The sequence below is a fragment of the Pseudomonas siliginis genome (genome assembly GCF_019145195.1).
Classification (GTDB): domain Bacteria; phylum Pseudomonadota; class Gammaproteobacteria; order Pseudomonadales; family Pseudomonadaceae; genus Aquipseudomonas; species Aquipseudomonas siliginis.
Genome location: NZ_JAHSTW010000013.1, coordinates 32,189 through 52,335 on the forward strand (window position 1 = coordinate 32,189; position 20,147 = coordinate 52,335).

Annotated in this window: 12 protein-coding genes; 1 reads left to right on the top strand and 11 read right to left on the bottom strand. The window is 61.3% G+C overall.

Going from position 1 to position 20,147, the window contains the following annotated elements:
* Nucleotides 1-44 precede the first annotated feature (44 nt).
* The 5 genes from astB to KVG87_RS24360 form a co-directional block, all read right to left on the bottom strand.
* Nucleotides 45-1,391: an N-succinylarginine dihydrolase gene (astB, locus tag KVG87_RS24340; protein ID WP_071173304.1), complete on the bottom strand. Its 1,347-nt coding sequence runs from the start codon at nucleotides 1,389-1,391 to the stop codon at nucleotides 45-47.
* Nucleotides 1,392-1,529: 138 nt separating this feature from the next.
* Nucleotides 1,530-2,999 carry a succinylglutamate-semialdehyde dehydrogenase gene (gene astD, locus KVG87_RS24345; protein WP_163018874.1) on the bottom strand — a complete coding sequence of 490 codons (1,470 nt, stop codon included), beginning with the start codon at nucleotides 2,997-2,999 and terminating at the stop codon, nucleotides 1,530-1,532.
* Nucleotides 2,996-4,021 carry an arginine N-succinyltransferase gene (astA, locus tag KVG87_RS24350; protein ID WP_024014014.1) on the bottom strand — a complete coding sequence of 342 codons (1,026 nt, stop codon included), beginning with the start codon at nucleotides 4,019-4,021 and terminating at the stop codon, nucleotides 2,996-2,998. The genes astD and astA overlap by 4 nt, the downstream gene beginning before the upstream one ends.
* Nucleotides 4,022-4,072: 51 nt before the next feature.
* Nucleotides 4,073-5,092, bottom strand: coding sequence for an arginine/ornithine succinyltransferase subunit alpha (gene aruF / locus KVG87_RS24355; protein WP_024014015.1), 1,020 nt, complete (start codon nucleotides 5,090-5,092; stop codon nucleotides 4,073-4,075).
* 246 nt (nucleotides 5,093-5,338) lie between these two features.
* Nucleotides 5,339-6,559 (bottom strand): aspartate aminotransferase family protein, encoded by a 1,221-nt coding sequence (locus KVG87_RS24360; protein WP_016773586.1) that lies wholly within the window; start codon nucleotides 6,557-6,559, stop codon nucleotides 5,339-5,341.
* Between the two features lie 304 nt (nucleotides 6,560-6,863).
* On the opposite strand from KVG87_RS24360, the gene KVG87_RS24365 reads away from it, so the two are divergent.
* Nucleotides 6,864-14,627 (top strand): dermonecrotic toxin domain-containing protein, encoded by a 7,764-nt coding sequence (locus KVG87_RS24365; protein WP_217852950.1) that lies wholly within the window; start codon nucleotides 6,864-6,866, stop codon nucleotides 14,625-14,627.
* Nucleotides 14,628-14,641: 14 nt separating this feature from the next.
* On the opposite strand, the gene argR is transcribed toward KVG87_RS24365, so the two are convergent.
* From argR to KVG87_RS24395, 6 genes are all read right to left on the bottom strand, one after another.
* Nucleotides 14,642-15,622 carry a transcriptional regulator ArgR gene (gene argR / locus KVG87_RS24370; RefSeq protein ID WP_041479242.1) on the bottom strand — a complete coding sequence of 327 codons (981 nt, stop codon included), beginning with the start codon at nucleotides 15,620-15,622 and terminating at the stop codon, nucleotides 14,642-14,644.
* Nucleotides 15,623-15,872: 250 nt separating this feature from the next.
* Nucleotides 15,873-16,637, bottom strand: a complete 765-nt coding sequence (locus tag KVG87_RS24375; protein WP_007912705.1) for an ABC transporter ATP-binding protein — start codon at nucleotides 16,635-16,637, stop codon at nucleotides 15,873-15,875.
* Nucleotides 16,638-16,664: 27 nt separating this feature from the next.
* The gene (locus KVG87_RS24380; RefSeq protein WP_217852952.1) at nucleotides 16,665-17,777 is read right to left on the bottom strand and encodes a succinylglutamate desuccinylase/aspartoacylase family protein; all 1,113 of its coding nucleotides are present in this window, start codon (nucleotides 17,775-17,777) and stop codon (nucleotides 16,665-16,667) included.
* 1 nt (nucleotide 17,778) lies between these two features.
* Entirely contained in the window at nucleotides 17,779-18,477 is a 699-nt protein-coding gene (locus KVG87_RS24385; protein ID WP_122507650.1) for an ABC transporter permease, read from the bottom strand.
* Nucleotides 18,474-19,163 (bottom strand): ABC transporter permease, encoded by a 690-nt coding sequence (locus KVG87_RS24390; protein ID WP_016773583.1) that lies wholly within the window; start codon nucleotides 19,161-19,163, stop codon nucleotides 18,474-18,476. Before KVG87_RS24390 ends, KVG87_RS24385 begins: the two co-directional genes overlap by 4 nt.
* Before the next feature lie 91 nt (nucleotides 19,164-19,254).
* Entirely contained in the window at nucleotides 19,255-20,028 is a 774-nt protein-coding gene (locus tag KVG87_RS24395) for an ABC transporter substrate-binding protein (protein ID WP_024014020.1), read from the bottom strand.
* Nucleotides 20,029-20,147 lie beyond the last annotated feature (119 nt).

Sequence of the window (20,147 nt, forward strand, 5' to 3'; positions counted from 1 at the left end):
TGGGGTGACACGCCGCGCGCCACGTTCAGGCAGCACGCTGGCGATCAATTGATCTGGAAAGGATAAACCGCGCCCAGTTTAAGGATTTGCGTCAGTTCATCCAGTGCCGTCCGGCATTCAAGCAGCAACTGCGGGTCCGCTAGGTCGGTTTCGCTCAGGCGGTCGCGGTAGTGCTTTTCAACCCATGCGGTCAACGAACCGTACAACGGGGCCGTCATGATAACGCCTGGGTTGACCGCCGCCAGTTCGGTTTCATTCAGCGCCACACGCAGACGCAGGCACGCCGGGCCACCGCCGTTCTGCATGCTTTGCTTGAGATCGAAGACTTTCACTTCGCGGATCAGCCCGCCGGAGCTGGTCAGGCTTTGCAGATAAGCCCAGACGCGTTCGTTGGCCTGGCATTCCTGCGGCACGATCAGCAGCATCGAGCCATCGGCACGCGACAGCAACTGGCTGTTGAACAGGTAGGAACGCACCGCGTCATCCACAGTGACCGCCGAACGCGGCACGCAAACAGACTGGAAGTTACCGCCGACCTTGGCCAGTTTGCCTTGCAGCTCGGCAAGCATCTTGTCGGTCTCGAGGAACGCGTCCTCGTGATAGAACAGCACTTCACCATTGCCCACGGCGATCACGTCGTTGTGGAACACGCCCTGATCGATGACGTTGGGATTCTGCTGCGCGTAGACCACGCCTTCGTCACGCAGACCGTGCAGACGCGCGACGGCTTGCGAGGCTTCGAGGGTCTGGCGTGCAGGGTATTTCTGCGGCGCCGGGAAACGGTTGTCGAACGCACTGCGGCCGAACACGAAAAACTCGACGCCCGCTTCGCCGTACTCACGGCAGAAACGCGTGTGGTTGGCCGCGCCTTCGTCGCCGAACTGCGCCACTGCCGGCAAAGCGGCGTGATGGGCGAAGTGCTGTTGATTGGCGAACATCGCGCCGAGCACGCGGCTGGTGGTCGGGTGTTCGATGCTGCGGTGGTATTTGCAATTGAGGTTGGCAGCGGTGAAGTGCACGCGGCCGTCAGCGGTGTCGGCACTTGGGCTGACCGTGGCGGCGTTGGCCACCCACATGCTCGACGCCGAGCAACTGGCGACCAGCAGCGGCATCGCTTCCTTGGCGGCGCGCTCGATCACCTGCGCGTCAGTGCCACTGAAGCCCAGACGGCGCAGCGCGGCCACATCGGGACGCTCCTGCGGAGCCAGCACGCCTTGCTGAAAGCCCATGTCCATCAGCGCTTTCATTTTTGCCAGACCTTGCAGCGCCGCTTCCTTCGGATTCGAGGATTGCTGACTGTTGCTCTGCGAGGCGACGTTGCCGTAGGACAGACCACCGTAGTTATGGGTCGGCCCCACTAGACCGTCAAAATTGACTTCATAGGATTTCATCAGCGAGGCTCCACGAGAATCTGTTGTTATAGGCTTCAGTAACTATTCTTTGCGACCGAGGCGCGGCCTTCGCGAGCAGGCTCGCTCCCACACTGGAATGCATTTCCCTGTGGGAGCGAGCCTGCTCGCGAATGGGCGCTACGCCATTTTCACGCCGGGTGTCAGCGAGGCAGGCAACACCAGGCTCGGGGTTTCCAGCGACGCCACCGGGTATGCGCAGTAGTCCGCTGCGTAGTAGGCGCTGGCGCGGTGGTTGCCCGAGGCGCCGACGCCGCCGAATGGCGCGCTGCTCGCGGCACCGGTCAGCTGTTTGTTCCAGTTGACGATGCCGGCGCGGCTTTCCAGCCAGAACTGCTGGTAACGCGCTTCGGAATCGGAGAGCAAACCGGCGGCCAGTCCATAAGCGGTGTTGTTGGCTTCACTGATCGCGGCGCCGAAATCGGCATAGCGGATCACTTGCAGCAGCGGCCCGAACAGTTCTTCGTCCGGACGCTCGGCCACGGCCGTCACATCGACAATGCCCGGGGTCAGCAAGGCCGATTGCGCCTGTGGCTGAGTCATTTCCAGCAGCGCCACCGCGCCGTTGGCCAGCAGTTGTTCCTGCGCATCCATCAGCGCTTTTGCCGCGCCGAGGGAAATCACCGAGCCCATGAACGGCGCCGGTTGCTGATCGAACGCACCGACTTCAATGGTCGAACTGACTTCAACCAGACGCTTGAGCAGGCTGTCGCCCCACGCGCCTTGCGGCACCAGCAGACGGCGGGCGCAGGTGCAGCGCTGGCCGGCGGAAATGAACGCCGACTGAATGATGGTGTACACCGCCGCGTCCAGATCAGCGACCTGATCGACCACCAGTGGGTTGTTGCCGCCCATTTCCAGGGCGAGGATCTTGTCCGGACGCCCGGCGAATTGCTGGTGCAGGTGATTGCCGGTGCGGCTTGAACCGGTGAAGAACAGACCGTCGATACCCGGATTCGCCGCCAGAGCGATACCGGTTTCCCGCGCACCTTGCAGCAGGTTCAACACGCCTGCCGGAAGACCGGCTTCGATCCAGCACTTGACCGTCAGCTCGGCGACTTTCGGCGTCAGTTCGCTGGGCTTGAACAGCACGCTGTTACCGGCCAGCAGCGCCGGGACGATATGACCGTTAGGCAGGTGACCGGGGAAGTTGTAAGGGCCGAACACCGCGACCACGCCGTGGGGCTTGTGGCGCAACACGGCGGTGGCGTCGCCCAATGGGCCGCTCTTCTCGCCGGTGCGCTCGCGATAGCTCTGCACCGAAATCGCGATCTTGTTGACCATGCTGGTGACTTCGGTCGCAGCTTCCCACAGCGGTTTGCCGGTTTCTTCGCCGATGGTGCGAGCCAGTTCGTCAGCGTGGTTTTTCAACGCAGCGGCGAAAGCTTCGAGGACGCTGATGCGCTCCTCGAGGGTGCGACGTGCCCACTGAGGAAATGCCTGGCGAGCAGCCTGAACCGCCGATTCGACCTGCGCGGCAGTGGCGCCCTCGCCCGCCCACAGCACTTGCTGGGTCACCGGGTTCAGCGATTGAAAGGCCTCGCCCTGACCGGCCAGCCACTCACCTGCGATGTATAGCGAATTCATTATTTCGACTCCCGTGCAGCGGACAGCGCCACGGCGCGAACCTGATCGCCGGCGCTGAGTTGAAGACGTTTCGCGGTCTGCGGATCGACCACCAGGGTGCCCGCAGCCAGGCGCGCTGGTGCAGCCGTGATGCGGCAATCCTCGCGCTTGCGGTTGTGGATGATGAACGGCGTGGCGTCATCGCCCGGCGTGCCGACGGCCAGCACCAGCGCTTCGCTGTCACGCACCGCGCGGATCTTGCTGGTTTCGCATTCGATGGCCGGGCCGGCGTCGAAGATGTCGACGTAACCCTGATAGCTGAAGCCTTCGCTCTTGAGCATGGCCAGCGCCGGCTCGGTGTCCGGGTGCACCTGGCCGATGACGTTGCGCGCGTCCGGCGAGAGGAAGCAGGTGTACAGCGGAAATTTCGGCATCAGTTCGGCGATGAACGCCTTGTTGCCGACGCCGGTCAGGTAATCGGCCTGGCTGAATTCCATCTTGAAGAAATGCCGGCCGAGGCTTTCCCAGAACGGCGAGCGCCCGGCGTCATCGGACACACCACGCATTTCGGCGATGATCTTGTTGCCGAACAGCTCCGGGAACTCAGCGATGAACAGCATGCGCGCCTTGGACAGCATCCGGCCGTTGAGACCGTTGCGGTAATCGGCGTGCAGGAACAGCGAGCACAGCTCGGAATTGCCGGTCAGGTCGTTGGCCAGAAACAGCGTCGGGATTTCGCGGTAGATGTTCAGCTCTTGCGAAGCGCTGACCGTCAGACCGACGCGGAAGTTGTACCAGGGCTCACGCAGGCCGACCGCACCGGCGATGGCGGAAATCCCCACCACGCGGCCGTCATCGTCTTCGAGCACGAACAGATAGTCCGCATCGCCACGCCCGGCTTCGCCGCGAAAGGTCTTCTCGGCCCAGCCGACCCGGTGGGTCAGGCGCTCTTCGTTGGCCGGCAAGGTAGTCAGGCCGGTGCCGGTGCTGCGGGCCAGGTCGATCAGCGCGGATAAATCGCTGCTGCGTACGGGACGAACAATCATGCTATCTCCTCAAACGGGCCGCTCGCGCCACCCGTGAAACTCGCTAAGGCGTTAAACCGCCACCAGGCGCACGCTGGCACCTTCACCGACGCCCAGGGCTTCGGCTGCTTCCATATCCAGCGTCACTGGTTTGCCCGGCGCGTAGTCCAGCTCCAGCAACACCGCGCGGTAATCCTGCAACTGCGCATTGGCCACCAGATACTGACGCCCGGCACCTTTCACTGGCTCGCCGATCTTCACCGGCACCACGCGGCTCTGGGCGATCGAACGGATCCCGGAAACTCGCGCATGCAGGGTCGGGCCGCCGTCGAAGATGTCGATGTAGTGATCAGTCTCGAAACCTTCGCGCATCAGGATGTCGAAAGTAATCTGCGCACGCGGGTGCACCTGGCCCATCGCCTCTTGGGCGGAGTCCGGCAGCAGCGGCACGTAGATCGGGTAATGCGGCATCAGCTCGGCGAGGAAGGTGCGGCTTTTCAGCCCGCACAGGCGCTCGGCCTCGGCGTAGTTGAGGTCGAAGAAGTTACGCCCGATCGCATCCCAGAACGGCGAGTCGCCATTCTCGTCGCTGTAACCGACGATCTCGGTCACCACCGAATCGGCAAAACGCTCCGGGTGGCTGGCGACGAACAGCAGACGACCTCGGGAATTGAGCTCGGCCCACGGCGATCCGACCAGCTCGCGCTGCACGTAGAAACTGGTCAGCAGGCTGTTGCCGGTCAGGTCGTGGCACTGCGAGAGCACGTGGATCTTGTTGTGGATCTTCAGCTCGCGGGAGGCGTGGACGAAAGTCTCGTTGCGGAAGCTGTAGAACGGCTCCGAATAACCGGCCGAAGCGACGATGGCCGAGCAGCCGACCAGTTTGCCGGTGCTCGAGTCTTCGAGGACAAAGAAGTAACTCTCTTCACCGTTGAAGCTCACTTCGGCGGCAAACGAAGCTTCGCTCGCGGCGATCTTGTCGCTCAGACGTTCCACGTCATCCGGCAAGGAAGTGACACCAATCGGGCTGTCCGCAGCCAGACGCTGTACCTCGCCCAGATCAGCCATTTGCGCGGGGCGCATCACCAGCATGGTGTCACTCCTTTCTCTTCAATATTCACAGAAAAAACCGGGCCCACATAAAGATCGATGCAGGAATGGGACTTGTGGCGAGGGGATTTATCCCCGCTGGGGGGCGAAGCACCCCCAAAAATCTGGGCCCGCTGCGCAGCCCATCGGGGATAAATCCCCTCACCACAGGTTCAATCCAACAGGTGGATGTGCCCGGTATCAAAAATTGGTTCGGCGCCGGAAAAACTCCAGGCGCCGAAAGGTCCATCAGGCTTGCGTCAACTTCGCTGCGGCACGTTCGAAGCGGTCGAGACCGGCGTCGATATCGGCGTCTTCCACCACCAGGCTCGGGGCGAAACGGATCACGTCCGGGCCAGCCTGGAGAATCATCAGGCCTTCCTGTTCGGCGGCGTTGAAGATGTCCTTGGCCTTGCCTTTCCACGCTTCGCTGAGCACGCAACCGATCAGCAGACCGAGACCACGCACCTGAGTGAACAGGCCGTATTTCTCGCCGATCTGTTGCAGACGGGTCTTGAACTTGTCGTGCTTGGCGTTCACGCCGTTCAACACTTCAGGGGTGTTGACCACGTCGATCACCGCTTCGGCGACGGCGCAGGCCAGCGGGTTGCCGCCGTAAGTGGTGCCGTGGGTGCCGACGACCAGATGTTTGGCCAGCGCTTCGGTGGTCATCATCGCCGCGATCGGGAAACCGCCGCCCAGGCTCTTGGCGCTGGTGAGGATGTCCGGGGTCACGCCGTAATGCTGGTAGGCGAAGAGCTTGCCGCTGCGGCCCATGCCGGTCTGCACTTCGTCGAACACCAGCAGCGCGTTGTTCGCGTCGCACAGTTCGCGGGCACCTTGCAGGTAAGCCAGCTCGGCCGGCAGCACGCCGCCCTCGCCCTGGATCGGCTCAAGCACGACCGCGCAGGTCTTCTCGGACACCGCGGCTTTCAGTGCGGCCAGATCGTTGTAGGGAACGTGGGTGATGCCAGTGATTTTCGGACCGAAGCCGTCGGAGTACTTCGACTGGCCACCGACGTTGACGGTGAACAGGGTACGGCCGTGGAAGCTGTTCAGCGCGGCGATGATTTCGTATTTCTCGGTGCCGAAACGGTCAAATGCGACGCGACGGGCCAGCTTGAACGCGGCCTCGTTGGCCTCGGCGCCGGAGTTGCAGAAGAACACGCGCTCGGCAAACGTGGCGTCGATCAGCTTGTGCGCCAGACGCAGGGCCGGTTCGTTGGTGAACACGTTGGACACGTGCCACAGCTTGTTCGCCTGTTCGGTCAACGCACCGACCAGCGCCGGATGCGCATGGCCCAAAACGTTGACGGCAATCCCGCCGGCGAAGTCGATCAGCTCGCGGCCGGCCTGATCCCAGACCCGGGAACCGGCGCCACGCACCGGAATGAAAGCGGCAGGCGCGTAGTTGGGAACCATTACCTGGTCGAAATCGGCGCGTTGTACCGCAGCGTGCTCAACGGACATCGGAGTCTCCTGAAGAGGAACACCCGCCTGGAACTGGCGAGCGATGAGGGGATTGTAAGGACAGTTGGGTGCCCGGCCTTGTCGCCAAGCGACAACTTCTTATAGCGCAAACCCCGGATTTTCCCGGGTTTACGGCAATGCGACATATAGCGTCGCAAAGGCGCAGTTTACCGGGCGCGGCCGATTTGCGGCAGGCCGCGCAGGATACCAAGCCAGCCCCCACGGCAGAGACATAAATATCTACCGCACGGTGGTCGCTTGCTGCTGATTTGCTGAGGGTTCTTCCCAACGCCAAGGAATGGCCATGCATTTGTCTGAAGCACCCCCATCGGCAACCCCGGATGCCGTACATGACGCGCAACATGCGGACGAACATTACCAACCACTGAAAAACGCGATTCCCGCCTGGCTGGGCGACACCTCAGCCACGCGGCGCGAAGCACTGAAAAGCAGCCTCCCGCAACAGCCGGCCGCGCTCAAGGTTGCGCCAGCCGAACAGCACGCGCTGATGAAAAGCCTTGGGGCGGCGCATATCACCGCCCAGAGCCGGGTCGATAAAAGCCTGGAGCACTTGCAGGACGCTGCGGCCTTCGCCGAGCCCCTGCTCAAGGCCGAGCTGAAAAGCTGCTTCGATCTGGAGCTGGATGTCAGAAACACCTACATGCGCCTGTACATTCCCGCCACCACCCCGTGGTTTCCGATCCGCACCGGCGCCCGCGCCTGGTCCGTGTCACTGCTCGAGGCGGCACTGCATAACTTCGAAGAAAGGGAAACCGAAGACGACGCCTTCGAAGCCGAGTCGACATTCACTAGCGCACCTTCGGCTACAGGACAGTTTCAAACCCTGCCCGACATCAAGGCCAGACTGAGCATTCCCGCATTCACAAAACTGTGCCGTCGACTGGATATCGGCGCGAAATACAAAGCCAGTCTGGAAGACAATCTGGGCTACTCCGATCCAATGGTCGCGTCGGTCTTGCGCGGCAAAATCGACGCCAGCCAGAAGGCCGCGATGAAATCGGCCCTGCAATGGGCGCGGATGAACCGCGACGTGTCGGAAAACGCGTTACGCACGATCGAGGCCATGCTCGACGGCGTGAAAGGCCTGCATGTGCATGGCGCCCCGCTGCTGTGTCATGACATGACGATGCTTTGCGCACCGCTGACCGGCATCGTGGTATTCGCCCCGGACCTGTACATGACACGCAATGCAGCGCGCGTCGTCGCCTACGTCCCGGATGACCCCGAACATCCGTTCAAGGAGTACGCCTCGCCATTGGAAATGGTTGTGGAACTGACGCGCCAGTTGCGCTCCAGGGACTATCAGCAATTCTTCAGCCGCTTCGTCAACCACGACCAGCGCGGCTTTTTCTTCAGCACCCTCAACAGCCGGCTCAGTGAAATCCGCTGGCATCCGCACGAACCCGGCGACCCGCTGCCGGCGTGGCGAGAAGCCCCGGTGGAGCGGCCCGATCTGCAGACCGCGCTGACGCCGTTTTACGACGATGTGTGGCAACACCTCTACCAGGCAAAGCTGAACAAGATTTTCAATGACGGCCGAACCATTGCCGTACCGACTGCGTTGGTCGATCAAAGGGCGCGCTGGGCGTTCTGGGATTCACTGGTCAACATCCTCTCTTCCATCGCCCAGACCGCGGCGATGATCGTCGCGCCGTTCGTGCCGGTGCTCGGTGAAGCGATGATGGCGTACATGGCCTATCAGATGCTCGATGAAGTATTCGAAGGCATTATCGAGTGGGCGCAGGGGCGCACGACCGAAGCGGTCGAACACCTGATGGGGACCGTGGAATCGATGATCCAGTTGGGCATGTTCGCCGTCGGCGGTGCGATTGGCGCGGCCGAGTTTCGCAAGGTATTGCCCAAGGAAATCGTGGCGTTCATCGACCGCTTCAAACCGGTACAACTGGCCAATGGCGACACCCGCTACTGGCAACCGGATCTCGAACGCTACAAACATCCGCAGCGCCCGACTGCCGATTCGCAACCCGATGCCCTGGGTTTGCATGCGCATGAGGACAAGCTTCTGCTGCCCTTGGAGGACGCGCACTTTGCGGTCACGGAAAGTCAGGTGCCGGGGCAGTACCGCATCGAACATCCGAGTCGCCCCGACGCATACCAACCGGTGCTGCGCCACAACGGCGAAGGCGCTTGGCACACTGAACTGGAGCAACCGCTGGAATGGGATGGCGCAACCGCGCTGCGCCGTATCGGCCCTGCGGTCGAGAGCTTGTCCGCGAGCGAGCGCGAAACCGTGCTGCAGATCAGCGGAACCAGCGAAGACGCGTTGCGCAAAATGCATGTCGAGCAGGAAAAGGTCCCGCCGCTGCTGGCCGACAGCATCCAGCGCTTCAAGATTGATCAGCAGTTGCAACGCTTCATCGACCAGCTCGACAGCGCTGACGCTGAAGTTTTTTTGCGCGCCGACCCGGTCACGCAGCTGCAGGTGCTCAGCGAATACGGCCGCTGGCCAGACGACCAGTGCCTGCGCCTGCTCGATCGCCAAGGCGAGCCATTGTGGCAATCGTCCACAGACGCAAGCCTGCCCGTGACCGAACTGCGCCAGGGCGAACTGGTCGGTGGCGACGTGCTGAAAGCGCTGCTCCACGCCCTCGACGAGACGCAGATCAAAAACTTGCTGGACGAGCCCTTCGCGGGACCGACGCCGTCCATCGAGGTCCGCAGCCACAACCTGCGCAAACAAGTGGCCGACCTCGCCAGACGCAACACCAGCGCGCTGTTCGAGTCGCGCTATCAAGCCCTTCAGCACCTCGACGACCCGCTGGCGGCACGACTCAAGACCCACCCTCCGCAATTGCCGGCCAGCATTACCCGCGAACTGCTCGATACCGCGACCGGCAGCGAACTGCTGCAGATCAGCGAAGGACAATTGCCCCCGCGCCAGCAGGCGCTCATGCAGATGGCCAGTGACGAGGTGCGCCTTACCCGCGCGTATGAAGGCCTTGAGCTGGATTCGGTGAGCAATCACGACTCTGACTCTCTAGCGCTGCACAGCCTCAAATTGTTGCCGGGCTGGAGCGGCGATGTGCGCATCGAAATCCGCGACGGGCGCTACGAAGGCCGGTTACTGGACACGATCGGCCGTGACGATGCGCCCGAATACAAGGTGCTGGTTCGCCGCGACGATGGCCAATACCAACCTTATGACGATCGTGGGCAGCAGCTGCATTCATTCGCTGATTTCTATTCCAGCCTGTTGTACGCATTGCCCGACAGTGAGCGCCAGAGCCTGGACCTGCGGATCGGCCAGGGTCAGGCGCTGAAGGCGGCCATTCGTGAACGCACGCTCGAGCGCAACGAGTGGCGTCAGGTGATTGCCCATACGCCGTCCCGAGCGCCGGCTATCGACACCCTGCGCCTGCTCGGTACCGACGGTTACGCCCATGCTCCGCGTCCGCCACGCCCCGCTTACCAGCCGCACACCCTCGAAGAAGACATCCGGGTGCTCTATCCACGCATGTCGAACCATGAAATGCGCTTCCTCGCCGAAAGCATGCGCAGCAGTCCCGCAGGCCCGCGCGCCGAAATGCTTCGTTTGCAAAATGACTACCTGCAATTGCAGAACGAACTGCATGTCTGGGCCAACAATCCCCCCACCGTGCACCCGGAAACCGGCACGGCGCTCACCTCGCTGGAGAAGCGCGCCGAAATCCAGAATCGCAGGCTGCTCAGGGAGCAATTGCTCAAAGCCTGGAGACGGGAGCACGTCACGGGTATCAATCACCGGGGCTTTGCCGCCGGATACGCCTTGCGCCTTACACCTGCGGTGATGGGCGACTTGCCCGTGTTGTCAGCAGACTTCAGCCATATCACCTCGCTCGCCATTGATGGCAGCCCGATGACCACATCTGTCGACAGCTTTCTGCAGTCCTTCAGCCAGTTGCAGAATATCGATGCGCGCAACCTCAATCTGTCGAGCCTGCCGCAAGCACTGACTTCGATGCGCTCGCTGCGCGAATTGCGCTTACGCAATTGTCGGATCAGTCTGACGACGGTCACAGAGTCAGTGCTCGCGGCCATGCCGCAGCTCACCCTGCTCGATCTGCAAGGCAATGCGCTGGGCCTGCCTCCGGACCTGCATACACTGCCTTCGTTGCGCTACGTGAACCTGTCGGATACCGGCATTCACACGGTGCCCGACGATCTGCTGGATCATCCGCGCCTGATTTCGGCGCAATTCGATCGCAACCGCATCACGCGGATACCGGACAGTTTTTTCAACCTGGCAAGCTCCCTCAGCGATGGTTATACCTTCGCCGATAACCCGTTGACGGCGGCTTCCCGCGAGCGGGTAAAAGTGTTCTACGAGCACACCGGAAGGCACTTCGGCGTCCGGCCCGTCCAGGAGGATCTGCAACGCACCATCGCCTTGTTTCCATCCCTTGACACGGAAGGCGCAACACAGGTGTTGTACCGATTGCCCGGGCCATTGGCGGAGTGCGGCGCACAGTTGTCCCGCTGGGAAAATGAACTCGGCGTGCTGAATCTCGAACTCAGTCAATGGATCAACCAGGCCACCGTGACCGCCTCTGAGTCGGGGGAGCGTCTGCCTCTCGAGGCACAAACCCGCGAACTGGAGGCCCGGCGATCCTTTGCGCAACAGATCGAGCAATTCTGGCGCAGCCCGCCCCTGTACCCGCGCCTTGAAGAACTCAAAGCAACGGCGACGTTCAGTGGGGATATGCCGGTACTCAGCGCCGGTCTGGAGCGCGTGACGCGGCTGAACCTCACCGGCACCGCCAATAGCACCGACGCCCTGCGCTTCGTGGAGTGCTTCCCCAACCTTGCCAAGCTGAAAATGAACGGCTTCGAACTGGGACCGCTTGCGCTGGGCGAAGCAAAACTGCCTCAACTAAGCGATCTGGAGCTGAAAAATTGTGGCGTGGTCATGACCCCGGAAAACCAGGCTGCGCTGCTGTCACTTGGCAGCCTCGACTCGCTGGACCTGAGCGACAATCCGTTGGGTACGTTCCCCGACCTGAATTTGTTGCCCGAATTGATCTATCTCGATCTGTCCAACTGCGGGCTGACCGTCGTTCCCGAAGGACTGGCCAGCCATCCGGGGTTGCGAACCGCAGTGCTCGCAGGCAACCGCATCACGCAACTGCCCGAGGCGCTGTTCGACCTCCCCGCCGAGCGCAGCGACGGCATTGACCTTGCCGACAACCCGCTATCGGCCGCCACCCGTGAGCAGATCAAAAACTACTACCGCCTCCATCGCAACGACTTCGACGTATTGGCGGCCGAGCCGGACGTGAGCCTCGCCCGGCAGTTGTTTCCCGGTTTGAACAAGCAAGAGGCCAGCGAGATGATTTACGACTTGCCCGGCGACCTGGCCGACGGTCGCCAACAGCTGCTTCGCTGGCAAGCAGAACAGCAACAGATGCGCGATGACCTGACCCGCTGGGCTTTGGCAACGCCGTCTGCGCACCCGGTTACCGGTCACGCCTTAAGCGCAAGCGAGCATCTGGCGCAACGATCCGCACGCTCGGACTTCAAGCAATTGATAGAGGACTTCTGGGGCGAAAGATCGATGGGCACCGGCAAGCGCGCTCGTTCTTTTGCGGCAGACCTTCAGTTCCTCGGCGAAATGCCGCGCCTGACGGTCAACTTCGATCACGTTACCAGCCTTACGCTGGCGGGCAACGTGACGATCGCGGGACTGGAGCCGTTCGCTGCCTTGTTCCCGAATCTTCAGATGCTGGAACTGAAAGCTTTCACACTCTATGACATCCCTTCTTTCGTCAGCCGTCTGCACTATCTCAAAGAGCTCAAACTCAATGACTGCGCGCTGACGCTTACCCCTGCCGGGCAGCAGGTACTCGGCGCGCTGCCCGAGTTGCGGTTGCTCGATCTGAGCCATAACCCACTGACAAACGCGCCAGACCTGACAATCCTGCCCAAGGTGACGAACTTCTCACTCGGCCATAGCGAACTGACAAGCGTGCCGAAGGGCATCGCCGAGCATCCGCTGCTGCGAGAGCTCCATCTCAATAACAACCAGATAACCGTGCTGCCCGACGCTGTCTTCAGTTTGCATCCCGAGCGGGCCGACAGCGTCTATCTGAACGACAATCCTCTGTCCATGAATGCCCGCGACCGCATCAAGCTCTACTACGCCACTCACGGGCGCAACTTCCGGATCAAGCCGCCATCGGCTGACATTGCCATGGCGCAGAGACTGTTCCCGCGACTGGGCGAAAACGCTGCGATCAACATGATTTATCGCCTGCCCGGGACATTACCGACCGGTACGGCACAACTGGTCAGATGGGAGGCGGAAATTGCCCGCATGACCAGTGATCTCAACACATGGAGCGCGCGCTTGCCGGTCAACAACCCTTCGACAGAGCTGCCCTGGACTGCGCCGGAAAAATTTGCAGAACTCGCCGCCAGACAAAGATTCAGCAGCGACCTTGAGAAACTCTGGCGCGGCCGGCAAAACGAAAACTCAGCCCTGCGGTTCAATACTTTCGAAGCCGATGCGACATTCACCGGCGAATTGCCGGAACTGACCGCTGACTTCAGCCACATCACGCATCTCAACCTTCAGGGCAATCCGGGGCTGAACATTCCCGATGGTTTTTTCCGAAGCTTCAGCGGCCTGCGCGGACTGGAACTGCAGGATTTCGCCTTGGGCCGGATACCCCAATCGCTGCCAAGCCTGCCGCTGCTTGAGAGGTTGATGCTAAGCAAGTGCCAGATCACTCTGGATGCTGCCGGACAAGCGATCCTGTCCACGATGACCCGATTGAAATCTCTGGACCTGTATAGCAACCCACTGCAGGTCACGCCCGACCTATCGACACTGCAGAACCTGACGTTCATCGACCTGATCAACACCGGCATCGATAGTGTTCCCGCCGGGCTGGAACAGCTGCCGCACTTGGAAGTCGCGTTGCTGAGCGACAACAACATCAGCGAATTGCCGGCGCAACTGACGCAGTATGCCGATCGCGGCATTGAACTGGGCGGCAACCCGTTGTCGGTTGCTTCCAGAGAACGGATCAAGGCCGCATTCCAGGCCAAGGCTGACAACTTCGGTGTCTGGGTCCAACAGCAAGACATCGATCTGGCGCAAAGCCTTTACCCATCGCTGTTCGGCTTCGATGCCAACGATCTGGTCTACAAGCTTGCGGGCACGCTGGCCGATGGACGTGTTGAGCTGATGCGCCGCAAAACCGAGCTCACCAGCCTGCTCGAACGCCTGGATAGCTGGGCCAACGAGACTTCCAACGATACTGACACGCAGATGCCGCTTGCGACCGACGCGGCAGCCAGGGAAAGACTCAACCGCCAGCACTTCAGGCAAAACCTCGAAGACGACCTGCGCCGCGCACCCTCGTTCCTGACAGGGCCAAGGGTCAGCTGCGAGTTGTCGTTTACCGGTGAGCTGCCGCCGCTGACTGCGCGTTTCGACCACATCGAACAATTGAAACTGACCACCACAGCGTCCGCTGCGCCTCGGATCGATCGTCTGCTGGAGCTGTTCCCGAAGCTCAAAGGCATCGACATCCGCAATTATCCGCTGAGCGAGATTCCCGCCCCGATTTTCGCCATGGAAAGGCTGCGCAGCCTGTATCTGCCGGGCTGTGAGATCACGTTGACTGCGCAGACCGCAGAAGCATTCGCAACGCTGAGAAACCTGAGTTCGGTGGACCTGAGCGACAATCCGCTCAACATCGCTCCGGATCTGAGTCATTTCCCGCAGATGACCGATTTGCGTCTGGGCAACTGTGCCTTGAGCAAGGTGCCTGACGGCCTGCTCGAACTGCCTCGATTGATGTACGCGGACTTGTCCGGGAACGCGATCACCGAGTTGCCGGGCGAGTTTCCTTCACAGCCCGGCGACGTGCTGACCGAATACGACTTCAGCGACAACCCGCTGACTGCCGAAAGTTTGCAGCGCCTGCGGCGGTATGAGGCGGCGTATCAATTGCGCCTGCTGGAGCAGCAGTCGAGCAACGACACCGCGTATCAGACGATTGAGGATTTCCATGACTTCTCCGGCGGCATGGAAACCGATTGAGGGTCGATCCGCGCTCAGCCACGCTCCGGCGGCACTGACGACAATTCGAACGGGCTGCTGCTGCGCCGCTGGTTGCGATCTTCGCGCGGCGTGGCACCGAAGAAATTGCGATAGGCGCTGGAGAAGTGCGGCCCCGAGGAGAAGCCACAGGACAAGCCGATCTGGATGATCGACTTGCTGGTCTGCATCAACATCTGCCGGGCCTTGTTCAGGCGCAGTTCCAAGTAGTACTGGCTCGGCACGCGGTTGAGGTATTGCTTGAAGATCCGCTCCAACTGCCGACGGGATACGCACACGTGTTGGGCGATTTCGTCGGTGGTCAGCGGCTCTTCGATGTTGGCTTCCATCAGCAACACCGCTTGGGTGAGCTTCGGATGGCTGGAGCCGAGGCGATTCTGCAACGGGATGCGCTGACGCTCACCGCCCTCGCGGATGCGCTCAACGACCAGTTCTTCCGACACCGCACCGGCCAGCTCCGCACCGTGATCGCGGGCCAGCACCGCCAGCAACAGGTCGAGCACCGACATGCCACCACAAGCGGTCAGACGATCGCGATCCCAGTCGAACAGATGGCTGGTGGCGATGACTTTCGGGAAGCGCTCAGCGAAATCGTCCTGCCAGCGCCAGTGCACGGCGGCGCGATAACCGTCGAGCAAACCGAGCTGGGCCAGCGGATAGACACCGGCCGACAGACCACCGATCACGCAACCGGCACGCACCAGTTGCTTGAGCGCACTGCTCAGCGCCGGCGCGAGGGTGGTCGGTGGCTCGTCAGCGAGCAGGAACAGTTTCTGGAAATTCTCGAGCTTGCCGGCCCACGGCTCGCCGGGCAATTGCCAGGCCCCTTCGGTCTGCGGCTCGGCCTGCAAGAACGACAGTTCGTAAACCACGTCCGGGTGCACCCGCTGCGCAACACGCAAGGCCTCCTCCGCCAGCGCCAGCGTCAACGCTTTAGTGCTGGGCCAAATCAGGAAACCAATTCGATGGGCAGTCATGGGCGGGCAATCCGAAACGAACAACGGTGATGAAGGCATGGGCCAATGCTAGCCCGGAAATGAACACAAATCCTGAAACCGGTGAAGATCAGAATGTGGGAGCGAGCCTGCTCGCGAAGGCGGTGTACCAGTCAACATAACTGCTATCTGTTCTACCGCTTTCGCGAGCAGGCTCGCTCCCACAGGGCATCTGAGCCAGCCAGAAGGTCGCGAAGCATGACCTAATCTGGTGCACAACGGCAGCCCTGATTTATTTCAGGCTGCCCGACAGGAACTGCTGCAAGCGCTCCGACTGCGGGTTGACCAGCACTTCGCGCGGGTTGCCGCTTTCTTCGACGACGCCTTTGTGCAGGAACACCAACTGGTTCGACACTTCACGGGCAAAGCCCATTTCGTGGGTCACCACGACCATGGTGCGGCCTTCCTGCGCCAGCGCCTGCATGACTTTCAGCACGTCGCCGACCAGTTCCGGGTCGAGGGCCGAGGTCGGTTCGTCGAACAGCATCACTTCCGGTTCCATCGCCAGCGCCCGGGCAATCGCCACACGCTGCTGTTCGCCACCGGACATGTGCCCCGGGAACGCATCCTTACGATGGGCCACGCCAACCTTGTTCAGGTAGTACTCGGCTTTTTCCCGGGCTTCGTACTTGGGTACGCCGAGCACGTGCACCGGTGCTTCCATGATGTTTTCAATCGCGGTCATGTGCGACCACAGGTTGAAATGCTGGAACACCATCGACAGGCGCGAACGCATGCGTTGCAGCTGTTTCGGATCAGCGGCTTTCAGCGCGCCGTCCTTGTTCGCCACCAGTTTCAGCTCTTCGTTGTTGAGCAGGATCTTGCCGGCGTGCGGCTGCTCGAGCAGGTTGATGCAACGCAGGAAAGTACTTTTGCCGGAGCCACTGGAGCCGATGATGCTGATCACATCGCCGGCGGCGGCTTTCAGGGACACGCCCTTGAGCACTTCGTGACTGCCATAGCGTTTATGCAGGTCTTGGACTTCAAGTTTGTACATGCGGTCGGTTCTCACAAAAACAGTCAGTCAGTCGTTGAGCAAGCGCCCGTGACGCAGCGCTTCGCGCCCCGCCACCTTGGCCAGCCAGAAACCGGGTTGGGCATAGCGCAGCCGTTCAATGGCAAACAGCACCCCGGACGTACCAGCACATACCGTGCTGACCCGATCGGACACAGGGTCGATCACTTGAAAAATCTCGTCGCCCGCTTCGACCCATTCGCCGGGCCTGCGGGAAAAACTCACCACACCGGGGTGCGGCGCGAACAACAATTCGGTGCCTTCGAACGGCATGCCTTCGCACGGTTCGAAGGCCGGGTCCGGCCACTCGCCGGTGATTAGACCTTGCTCGGCAAGGAACGCCAGAATGCCTTCAGCATAAGCCTCGGCTTCGACGCGGCCGGTGTCGGCCTGCCCGCCCAGCTCGATCGTCGTCGCCAGACACGCCAGCGGAATCTGCGCCTCGGGGAACTGCCGCGACAGGCGCAGCCATGGCAACGAGCAGGCTTCATCGAACGAGCTGCCGCCGGAATCTTCCGCGAGCAAACCAACCTTGACGTTCAGGTGTGCCGACAGCGAACGCCACTGCGGCCAGTGCTGCGGCAGCGCGTACATGTGCAGCGCGGCTTCGGCATCGCAGTGCAGATCCAGCACCACATCGGCGGTGCAGGCGTGGCTGAGCAGCACACGCTGCATGCCTTGCAACTGGCTGCTCGCTTCAGGCAAGCCGGCCAGGTGGTCGGCCATTGCCTGGCGGATCAGGCGCACGTTGGCATGGGGATCATCACCGAGCTTGTCGCCCAGTGCCGCCGCCACCGGCGCGCTGAGCTCAACGAAGTCACGGTTGAAATTCTTGCCGCTGCCCGCCTCGAAACGGCCCTGGAAATTGCCTTGCAGCAGTTGCCCGAGACCGATCGGATTGGCCACCGGCACCAGCTCGATCACGCCGTTGAGCAAGCCTTGGGCTTCGAGTTCGCCGAGGCGCTTTTTCAGCTCCCAGGCGGTGCGCATGCCCGGCAGTTCATCGGCGTGCAGGCTGGCCTGGATGTAGGCCTTGCGCTCGCCGCTGCCGAAACGGAAAACCGAAACCTTGCGCTCGCTGCCCAGGTGGCTCCACGGCAATACGTGATCAATGCGTTGCATATCAGTGCTTCCGTGGCGCGAGGTAGCTCAACCAGCGACGCTCGGCCAGTTTGAACAGCTTGACCAGAATGAAGGTCAGGCACAGGTAGAACACGCCAGCGGTGATGTACGCCTCGAACGGCAGGTAGAACTGCGCATTGACGGTACGTGCCGCGCCAGTGATGTCGATCAGGGTCACGATCGACGCCAGACTGGTGGTCTGCAGCATCATGATCACTTCGTTGCTGTACTGCGGCAGCGCGCGGCGCAGGGCCGACGGCAGCAGAATGCGCTTGTACAGTTTGAAGCGCGACATGCCCATGGCCTTGGCCGCTTCGATCTCACCGTTCGGCGTGGCTTTCAGGCTGCCGGCGATGATTTCTGCGGTGTAGGCGCTGGTGTTCACGGCAAAAGCCAGGCAGGCGCAGAACGTTGCGCTCGACAGCCACGGCCACAGGAAGCTTTCGCGTACCGCTTCGAACTGGGCCAGACCGTAGTAGATCAGGAACAGCTGCACCAGCATCGGCGTGCCGCGAATTACGTAGGTGTACAGCCACGCGGCGCCGTTGACGAACGGGTTTTTCGAGACGCGCATCAGCCCCAGCGGCAACGCCGCGAGCAAGCCGAAGAACAGCGACAGCGCGAGCAGTTTGAGGGTGGTCAGCAGGCCGCCGAAGTACAGCGGCAGTGCCTCCCAGATGACGTTGTAGTCGAAGATCATAGATCAGCCGCCCTTACGCCTACCGAGTAGCGCTTCTCAAGGTGACGCAATGCCAGCAACGAAACACTGGTGATCACCAGGTACATCGCCGCCACTGCGAGGAAGAAGGTGAAAGGCTCGCGCGTGGCATCCGCCGCCTGCTTGGCCTTGAACATCATGTCTTGCAGACCGACCACGGAAATCAGCGCGGTGGCCTTGGTCAGTACCAGCCAGTTGTTGGTGAAGCCGGGAATCGCCAGACGAATCATCTGCGGCACCATCACCCGGAAGAACACCTGAAAACTGCTCATGCCGTACGCCATGCCCGCTTCGGCCTGGCCCTTGGGGATCGCCATGAACGCACCACGGAAGGTTTCCGAGAGGTACGCACCGAAGATGAAACCGAGGGTGCCGATACCGGCGGCCAGCGGGTTCAGGTCGATGTAGTCGTCATAGCCGAGCATCGGCGCGACGCGGTTGAGCAAGTCCTGACCGCCGTAGAAGATCAGCAGGATCAGCACCAGATCGGGAATGCCGCGGATCACCGTCGAATACAGGTCGCCCAGCCACGCCAGCCAGCGCACCGGCGACAGGCGCAACGCGACACCGATCAGCCCGAGAACGATGGCCAGAGCCATGGACGACAAGGCGAGCTGAAGCGTCAGCCATGCGCCATCGAGGATGACAGCCCCGTAGCCTTTCAACATGATTCAGGTCCTCGAAAGTTGGGATGAAAAAATGGCGCAAACCGCAGAGATTCTGTTGCTTGCGCCATTTCGGACTTGTCGCAGAGACGTCTTACTTGCCGTAGATGTCGAAGGCGAAGTACTTGTCCTGGATTGCCTTGTATTTGCCGTTTTCGCGGATGGCCGCGATGGCAGTGTTGATCTTGTCTTTCAGGGCGTCGCCCTTGCGCACCGCGATACCTACGCCGTCGCCGAAGTATTTGACGTCGGTGAAGGCCGGGCCAACGAATGCGAAGCCTTTGCCGGCGTCGGTTTTCAGGAAGCCGTCATCGAGCAGGGTGGCGTCAGCCACGGTACCGTCGAGGCGACCGGCGGCCACGTCGAGGTAGATTTCGTTCTGCGAGCCGTACGGCTTGATCTCGGCGCCCAGTGGAGCCAGAACTTCGCGGGCGAAACGCTCGTGGATCGAGCCACGCTGTACGCCGATGTTCTTGCCTTTCAGTTCAGCCAGACCTTCGCTGACCTGAGTGCCGGCCTTCATGACCAGACGCGCCGGGGTGTTGTAGTACTTGTTGGTGAAATCGACCGACTTCTTGCGATCTTCGGTGATCGACATCGACGACAGGATCGCGTCGATCTTGCGCACTTTGAGAGCCGGGATCAGGCCGTCGAACTCTTGCTCGACCCACACACACTTGACCTTCATCTCTTCGCACAGCGCGTTGCCGATGTCGTAGTCGAAACCGACGATGCTGCCGTCCGGTGCTTTCGAAGCGAATGGAGGGTAAGCCGCTTCGATGCCGATTTTCACAGGTTTTTCGTCAGCGACGGCATTCAGCGACAGCACGGACAGTGCCAGGGCGCCAAGCAGCACAAGTTTCTTCATCTTGGGACTCCATCGGTAAAGGGCAAAAACGGCAGAGTGAGCGACAGCCCAATATGCGAATGGGTGAATCGGAAATCGGTTGCGCATCGGCGGAAATTTCCCGTTGAAACCGCAGGCGA